Origin of the sequence: Streptomyces sp. NPDC059900 (assembly GCF_050270335.1) — a bacterium.
GTDB lineage: Bacteria > Actinomycetota > Actinomycetes > Streptomycetales > Streptomycetaceae > Streptomyces.
Genome location: NZ_JBNNJZ010000398.1, coordinates 1 through 7634, shown reverse-complemented (window position 1 = coordinate 7634; position 7634 = coordinate 1). Strand labels below are relative to the sequence as shown.

The 7634-nt window shown below is 70.1% G+C and carries 9 protein-coding genes; 4 read left to right on the top strand and 5 right to left on the bottom strand.

The annotated features are described in order from the left end of the window. Window positions 1–244 precede the first annotated feature (244 nt). Together ACQKIP_RS33915 and ACQKIP_RS33910 are read left to right on the top strand one after the other, a co-directional pair. Window positions 245–811, top strand: a complete 567-nt coding sequence (locus ACQKIP_RS33915) for a cysteine hydrolase family protein (protein ID WP_365853704.1) — start codon at window positions 245–247, stop codon at window positions 809–811. A gap of 565 nt (window positions 812–1376) precedes the next feature. Further along, complete coding sequence (locus tag ACQKIP_RS33910) at window positions 1377–2021, top strand: hypothetical protein (protein WP_427745025.1); 645 nt, start codon at window positions 1377–1379, stop codon at window positions 2019–2021. Between the two features lie 176 nt (window positions 2022–2197). Here ACQKIP_RS33910 and ACQKIP_RS33905 read toward each other — a convergent pair whose 3' ends face one another. From ACQKIP_RS33905 to ACQKIP_RS33895, 3 genes are all read right to left on the bottom strand, one after another. Beyond that, window positions 2198–2356 (bottom strand): hypothetical protein, encoded by a 159-nt coding sequence (locus ACQKIP_RS33905; RefSeq protein WP_365856588.1) that lies wholly within the window; start codon window positions 2354–2356, stop codon window positions 2198–2200. 116 nt (window positions 2357–2472) lie between these two features. Beyond that, window positions 2473–3435 (bottom strand): TIGR01777 family oxidoreductase, encoded by a 963-nt coding sequence (locus tag ACQKIP_RS33900; RefSeq protein WP_365856586.1) that lies wholly within the window; start codon window positions 3433–3435, stop codon window positions 2473–2475. A gap of 140 nt (window positions 3436–3575) precedes the next feature. Then, window positions 3576–4049 (bottom strand): NUDIX hydrolase, encoded by a 474-nt coding sequence (locus ACQKIP_RS33895; protein ID WP_365856584.1) that lies wholly within the window; start codon window positions 4047–4049, stop codon window positions 3576–3578. 213 nt (window positions 4050–4262) lie between these two features. Between ACQKIP_RS33895 and ACQKIP_RS33890 the strand changes: the two genes are divergently transcribed. Further along, window positions 4263–4871, top strand: coding sequence for a chemotaxis protein CheB (locus ACQKIP_RS33890; protein WP_365856582.1), 609 nt, complete (start codon window positions 4263–4265; stop codon window positions 4869–4871). 10 nt (window positions 4872–4881) lie between these two features. On the opposite strand, the gene ACQKIP_RS33885 is transcribed toward ACQKIP_RS33890, so the two are convergent. Together ACQKIP_RS33885 and ACQKIP_RS33880 are read right to left on the bottom strand one after the other, a co-directional pair. After that, window positions 4882–6027 carry an RNA polymerase sigma factor gene (locus tag ACQKIP_RS33885; RefSeq protein WP_365856580.1) on the bottom strand — a complete coding sequence of 382 codons (1146 nt, stop codon included), beginning with the start codon at window positions 6025–6027 and terminating at the stop codon, window positions 4882–4884. Next, window positions 6024–6446, bottom strand: a complete 423-nt coding sequence (locus tag ACQKIP_RS33880; RefSeq protein ID WP_365856578.1) for a YciI family protein — start codon at window positions 6444–6446, stop codon at window positions 6024–6026. The genes ACQKIP_RS33885 and ACQKIP_RS33880 overlap by 4 nt, the downstream gene beginning before the upstream one ends. A 361-nt stretch (window positions 6447–6807) precedes the next feature. Between ACQKIP_RS33880 and ACQKIP_RS33875 the strand changes: the two genes are divergently transcribed. After that, on the top strand, window positions 6808–7434 hold the full coding sequence (locus ACQKIP_RS33875) for a maleylpyruvate isomerase family mycothiol-dependent enzyme (RefSeq protein ID WP_365856576.1): 627 nt from the start codon (window positions 6808–6810) through the stop codon (window positions 7432–7434). Window positions 7435–7634 lie beyond the last annotated feature (200 nt).

Genomic DNA, 7634 nt, shown 5'->3' with positions numbered 1-7634 from the left:
GGGTGTTGGTGTGCGGCACATTCCACATCCTGGCACACAGGTTCGGTACGCCTGCCTGGCCACAGCCGCCGGTCGGCCTGCGCCGGCACGGCGACGATCGCCCCGCGCCGCAACGGGCGGCCGCGGGGCCCGGCCAGGATCATCAACCGCGCCATCATGCCCGGCACTTGCCCACGTAGGCTCCGACAGGCAGCACCCACTCTGCCCGTTTCCACGCCGCACTGACTTCGCTCTCGGAGGCGACATGAGCAGCGCCCTTCTCGTGATGGACGTCCAACGCGACATCGTGGACATCGTCGACGACGGCTCCGGATACCTGCCCCGCCTGCGCAGGGCGATCGACGGGGCGCGGGCGGCGGACATCCCCGTGATCTACGTGGTCATCGCGCTCCGCCCCGGCTTCCCGGACGTCGGCACGCGCAACAGGGCGCTCGCCGCCATCGCGGAGGCCGGCCTCTACGTCGAGGGCGCCCCCGGCACCGAAATCCACCCCGAGGTCGCACCCCGGCCGGGTGACGTGGTGGTCACCAAGAAGCGGGCGAGCGCCTTCTCGGGCAGCGATCTCGACGTGGTGCTGAGGTCACACGGTATCGACAGCCTCGTCCTGACCGGCATCGCCACCAGCGCGGTGGTGCTGTCCACCCTGTGCCAGGCCAACGACCTGGACTTCGGCCTCACGGTCCTCTCCGACGCCTGCCTGGACCCCGACCCGGAGGTACACCGGGTCCTCACCGAGCGACTGTTCCCGCAGTGGGCGGATGTCGTCACCGTCGACGACTGGGTCAAGACGCCGGGCCGCCAGGAACCGTGACCGACTTCGGCCCACCTCTCCTAGGCCGTTCCGAACGCTTCCCGGGTAAGGTCTTCCGCCGCGGCCCGATTGGCTCCCCTCAACATCGATGCGCACACCACTCGTGCGAAGCCATTCGCGAACATCTCATCAAACAGCCATGCACCAGAAGGGGTCGGCAACTCGGAGACCGATTCGGCCATGACCCCGTCATGTGCTCGAGAAGTGTGCCGGACGGACGGGCATGAACAACCCGGCAATCCCCATAGTGCGGTTGTCCTTCCGATTGAGGTCAGGGGGAAAGATCTACGACGCCGCTACGGGCAACGGTCATCGCCGGCTGCTCGGGGTGGGTCCGCAGGAACATTTACTCCGTCGGACTCATTCTTCGGCTGATCTCGTACTCTTTTCCCCATAACCGCGCGTGAGTTGCTGCCGTTGCAGGTTGGGCAGTGTCGTCCGGGCGAACCTGCGGAGACGCCCCATGAACAAGAGTTCAGCCGTGAGCACGATCCGTCAGCCGCACCAACGCGGGCACCGAAGAAAGGCCATCGTCATGTCAGACGCTCAACCTGGAACCACCGAAATGCAGACGCAGTACGCGGCCCAAGTCGCCGCGGACCTGGAAACCAACCGCAAGGAACAAGAACACGTCCGGGCCGAAGTGACAGCACTGCAGGAGCAATTGCAGACGCTGGAGAACGACCACGCGGTCCTGCTGAGCATGCAGCAGGCCCTTGTCTCCTCCCCCGCCGCACCGGCGAAGGCCACCGCAAAGGCGCCCGCGAAGGCGTCCGCCCGCAAGAAGGGTGTACCCGCCCCACGGGCGGGTGCGGACAAGTCCGGTGCGGCGCGGGCGAAGAAGGCCGCGACCACCGGCACCAAAGCCAAAGCGGCCAAGAGCGCGCCCAAGACCACCGCGAAGAAGGCCACCACCGCCGCCGCATCGAAGAAGTCCGACGCACCGGCAGCGGGGCCCACCCTGGTCGAACTGATCGCCGCGCACCTCGGACAGCAGAAAGAACCGCGCTCCGCCGCCGAAATCACCACGGCGCTCGCCAAGTCGCATCCGGACCGCGCCATCAAGACCACCGTCGTGCGCACCACGGTGGAGGGCCTGGTCGCCAAGGGCCGTGCCCTGCGCACCAAGCAGGGTTCCTCCGTCTTCTACACCGCCGCCGCCCCGGCAGCTTCCACCGCGGCGCCGAAGTCGGAGGCCGTCGCCGGCTGAATCCCTCACGGGCGACACCACATGTGATCGCCCGCCCGAACCAGCCGGGCCGGCAGGACGTTCCCTCGTGATGTGCGCAGTGCGCAGCGAGTGGAACGTCCTGCGCGGGCCCGACTCATGTGTCGCGGGCCCCCGCACATGTACACGGCACATGCCGCGCCCGTCGGCGTGACGCTTCAGACGGCCACCAGGCTCTTCGCCATGACCCGCTCCCTGCGCACCCCGTCATCGTTCAACAGGTCACCGACCTCACCGACGTCCGCGAAGCCGTGCCGCTCGTACCAAGCGCCGCAAGCCGCAACTCCCGCCAGAGCGGCCAGTCGTCGGCTCCCCACGTGCGCAGTTCAATCATGACCGGACCTCGCCTGCTCACCGGAGAGGCAGCAACCCAATTCCGGACTCCGGGTCCTCGCATCGTCAGGATGCCGCACAGCCGATCCCGACGGGCTGCTTATGCCGCGTTCCGGCTGCGGCGGTCGTCGCGGGCGCGTCGTACGAGATCGGCCGCCGCCTCCGGCCATGCGGGGTGCTCGAAGGCGAAGCCCTCTTCGAGCAGGCGGCCGGGCACGACGCGGCGGCTCTTGAGGAGCAGTTCGGTGTCCGTGCGCAGCGCGAAGGCGCCGATTTCCGCCATCCACTTGGTGGCCGGGAGCCCCACGGGGACGCCTGCCGCCGACCGCAGTTCCCGCATGAACGCCCGGTGCGGCAGCGGTCCGGGGGCGGCGAGGTTCACCGGGCCCTCGATGGCGTCGCGGGCGATGAGGAACTCCACCGCACGCACGAAGTCACGGTCGTGGATCCAGGACAGGTACTGGGCGCCGCCCGCGACGGGCCCGCCCAGGCCGAGCCGGGCCATCTTCAGCAGGACGTCGAAGACACCGCCCCGGTCGGGGCTCATCACCATGGCGGCGCGCAGAGCGACTTTGCGGGTGTGCGGGGTGGCGGCCGCCTGCTGGGCCTGCTCCCAGTTCCTGGCGATCCGGACGCTGTACTCCCAGTAGTCCGGGACCCCGCTCTCCGTGCCGCCGATGACTCCGGTTGCCTCGTCGTGAGGTGCGTCGTAGCGGTGGGCATAGATCGTGGCGGTGCTCATCTGGAGCCAGAGCGCCGGCGGTTTCGCCGCGCCGGAAATCGCCGCGCCCACCGCCTCGGCGGACTGGACCCGCGAGTCCATCATCTCGCGCAGATTGGCCTCGGTGTAGCGACAGCTCACACTGCGGCCCGCCAGGTTGACCACCACGTCACTGCCGTCGACCTCGGCCGTCCAGGCACCCGGTGTCCGTCCGTCCCAGGCCACTTGGCGCGCACGCACGGGATTGCGCGTCAGGACGACGACGTCATGTCCGGCGGCGGTCAGCGCCCGGTCCAGGACCGCTCCCACCTGCCCGGTGCCTCCTGCAAGCACTATCTTCATCAGGCCATCCCCCTCGCTCGGTGAGCACTCCCCGAACGTGAGCCTAGACCTGCCCCACCAGCGGCTTTGTCCGGGGATCCGGTAAAGGCACGACGGTGAGCGGCACCTCGTCCGCCTCGTCCGCTTGGCCGGAGTCCGCTTCAGTGCTGGATGAGGCCGCCGACCGGGACGGCGGCGACGTGGCCGGTAGCCGGGCGGGTCTGCGCCAGAGTGACGCCGATGTCCACCAGCGACGAGCGGCGCAGGCGTACGACATCGGGCAGCGGGGTCCAGACCGATTCGGCGATCTCTCCGTCCGGCTCGGGCCGGAGCTGGCCACCGGTGATGGCGACCTGGTAGAAGATGCCGACGTTCTGGTGCTCCGGCCCGCCCGGGACGGTGCGTTCGGCCGCGGGGATCACCCTGGAGTCCACGCCGAGGAGGCGTTGCACCACCGCGTCGCAGCCGGTCTCCTCGGCCACCTCCCGGATCACCGCGTCGAACGGATCCTCCCCGTGCTCGACTCTGCCGCCCGGAAGAGTCCAAGTGGACTCACCGCGAGGCGACACGTGACGGGCGAGCAGCACTCGCCCGTCCTCGATGCACACGGCGTATGCCGCCAGCCGGAAACTCATCCCCATCCCCTTCCACCGGACTTGCCCCGGGCCTCGACGACGCACACGGCGTCGTGAGCCCGGCATGCCGCTGCTCAACTTCTCACGCCGGGCGCCTCGTCCGTCCCCGAGCGCCCCGGAAGACCATCCGGCACCGGGCGCTCCTGCCGAAACTCGGCCCCGTCTCGGCCCTGATGGCTCACGGGTGAGCGGCGGCCGGGCTAGGGTCCCGGTGTGAACAGCAGGCATCCACACGAGCCCGATGACCGATGCGCGACGGTGATGGTGGCCTCCTCCGCCGGGGGCATCGAGAGCCTGAAGGCGTTGCTGGGCGGTCTGGACGCCGGACTCCGGGCGGCTGTACTGGTGGCCCAGCACCTGCGCCGCTCCCGTGAGACGCGCATCGTCAACATCCTGTCGCCCCACACCACCCTGCGCGTCAAACTGGCCGAGGAGGGCGAGTACCCGACGGCGGGAAACGTTTACATCGCACCGCCCGATCACCATCTGTGCGTGGAGACGGGCGGTGTGCTGGCCCTGTCCAAGGGAGACTGGGTCAATTTCGCGCGTCCGGCCGCCGACCCGCTTTTCGCATCGGCCTCGAAGTCCTACGGGCCGCTGCTCATCGCCTGCGTCCTCACCGGAACCGACGGCGACGGCGCCCGGGGTGTGAAAGTGGTCAAGTCGCGCGGGGGCATCGTCATCGTGGAGGACCCGGCGACAGCGGCGTTCCGCGGGATGCCGAAGGCGGCCATCGAAACGGGCCAGGTCGATTTCGTGTGCCCCGCCGACGAGATCGCTCCCCTCGTCAAGGAGCTCGTGGAGCGGGCCTGCAACGCTTGAGCCGTGCCCGTCACCGGGACCGCAGCGCGTTGAGCCGGGCGGCCTGACGCGTCAGATGGTCTCGCTCGGGGAGGTTGGAGGCCTTGTGGGCCGCCTCGGCGTACAGACGTGCCGCCGTCTCCAGGTCGCCGTCGCGCTCGTGGAGGTACGCCGCCACCGCGGTGTGGCGCGGCAGCGAGTCGTCCACCTCCGCGAGCGCCGCCAGTCCTGCGCGCGGTCCGTCGGCCTCGCCGACGGCCACCGCCCGGTTCAGGCGGACGACCGGATTGTCGGTCAGGTCCGCGAGCTCGTCGTACCACTCGACGATCTGCACCCAGTCGGTCTCCTCGGCGGTGGGCGCATCCGCGTGGAGTGCCGCGATGGCGGCCTGGGCCTGGAACTCGGCCAGGCGGTCACGGGCGAGGGCGCGTTGCAGGATCCCGACGCCCTCGGCGATCGCCTGCGTGTCCCACTTGCCGCGATCCTGCTGGGCGAGCGGCACCAGGCTGCCGTCGGGCGCGGTCCGGGCGGCGCGCCGGGCGTGGTGCAGCAGCATGAGGGCCAGCAGCCCCGCCACCTCGGGGTGGTCGATCTCGGCCGCGAGCTGCCGTGTGAGGCGGATGGCCTCGGCGGCGAGGTCGACGTCGCCGGAGTAGCCCTCGTTGAAGACCAGATAGAGGACGCGCAGCACGGTGGAGACATCGCCGGGCTTGTCGAACCGTATGCCGGAGACGGTGCGCTTGGCCCGGCTGATGCGCTGCGCCATGGTCGCCTCGGGCACCAGGTAGGCCCCGGCGATCTGGCGGGTGGAGAGACCGCCGACGGCGCGCAGCGTGAGCGCCACGGCGGATGAGGGCGTGAGCGAGGGGTGGGCGCACAGGAAATACAGCTGGAGCGTGTCGTCCACCGCGGACGCCGGGCCGGGCGCCGGCTCCTCGTCGACGCGGTCCTCACGCCGGCGCCGGGCTGTCTCCGAGCGGGTCGCGTCGAGGAACTTGCGCCAGGCCACGGTGACCAGCCAGCCCTTCGCGTCGCGCGGCGGGTCGTCGGGCCAGACCCGGACCGCTTCGAGCAGCGCGTCCTGCACGGCGTCCTCGGCCGCCGCGAAGTCGGCTCCGCGGCGGACGAGGACGGCGAGCACACCCGGCGTGAGGCTGCGCAGCAGGGCTTCGTTCATCGGTGCGACGGGCAGTCCGTGTCCGCGGAGTGGCCGCCGAGCAGCGGGCGCAGTTCGAGCCACTCGTGGATCGGCTTGCCGCCGGCGCCGGGGGCGGCCGACAGTTCCCCGGCCAGTTCCAGGGCCCGCTCGTAGCTGTCGACGTCGATGATCATCCAGCCGGCGATGAGGTCCTTGGTCTCGGCGAAGGGGCCGTCGGTGACCGGCGGGCGCCCCTCCCCGTCGTACCGCACAAACGTTCCCTGGGGGGCGAGTGCCTTGCTGTCCACGAACTCTCCGGACTTCTCCAGGCGCTCGGCGAAGTCGTTCATGTACTGCAAGTGGGCCGAGATCTCTTCCGGTGTCCACTGCTCCATGGGCGCGTCGTTGACCGAAGCCGGGGCGCCGCGGTAGTGCTTCAGCAGCAGGTACTTGGCCATCATGTTTCTCCTTGGTGCGGGTGCGGCCCATTGTGGTCGCGTTCACTGCGGGGACGGAGCCGGTTGCGGGTTCTCGACATCGGCTGCCGGCTATTTTTTGATCTCGTAGCGCAGAAGTGCCAGCCCGTTGCCGAACGAGGCGGCCTCGGCGAGTTTCAGGTCCTGCCCGTCCCGGAAAATGCGCATTCCCTTGCCGCGTGCGGCCGCGCCGGCCGCCGCTGCCCCCGGGACAGAGCCGCCGCACCGTTCTCGACATCCCCGGCCACATCTTGCGCCGGATTCTGCGGACTCACCCGGCGATGAGTTCCTGTCGTGCCGCGGGTCTGCCTCGTAGACACTGGAAACGAGCAAAGGATCAGCCGTGAACGAGGATGTCTGGGCACTGGTGCATACGGAGCGTGCGGCCCTGGTCGAGGACCTCGCCCAGCTCGACGACAAGCAGTGGGAGCAGCCGTCCCTGTGCGACGGGTGGACCGTGCACGACGTGGCCGCCCATCTGGTGGACACCGCTCGCACGACGCGTCTGGGGTTCGTCGGTGCGATGGTGCGGGCGCGTTTCGACTTCGACCGTCTCAACGCACGCGGGGTGGAACGCGAGCGCGGCGCCTCGCCCCGGGAGACATGGGAGCGACTGCGCCAGGCCGGCCCGCGCAAGACGGGCCCTCCGGCGCCCCTCGACACACGCATCGTCGAGGAGATCGTCCACGGCGAGGACATCCGGCGCCCCCTGGGGATCAGCCGCGCCTACCCGACCGAAGCCGTCGTCAGATCCCTGCGCCTGCAGGCTCGCACCTCGGCGTCCATGGGCGGAGCCAAGGAGCGGGTGGCCGGGGTCCAACTGGCACCGACGGACGCCGACTTGACCATCGGGGAGGGGCCGCAGGTGCGCGGGACCGCGATCTCCCTGCTGCTGGCCATCTCCGGGCGCCCTGGAGTACTGGAGGAGCTTGATGGGCCGGGGGTCGACGTGTTGCGGACGAGCGCCTGACTGCGTGCCTGCCTGTCTGCCTGTCTTCGGGCTGTCTTCGGGCTGTCCCCGTGTGCTGCCGCGCCCCGGGGCCCGCGGCCTTAAATGCCGTGCCGTCCGCCCCGGGCCCGACGACAATCATCGGTCATGACCTTCCCCGCACGCGACGTACTCGGCGCCTTCCGGCTCACCGGCAGCGCCGTTCGCCTGCCCGGCGGGGA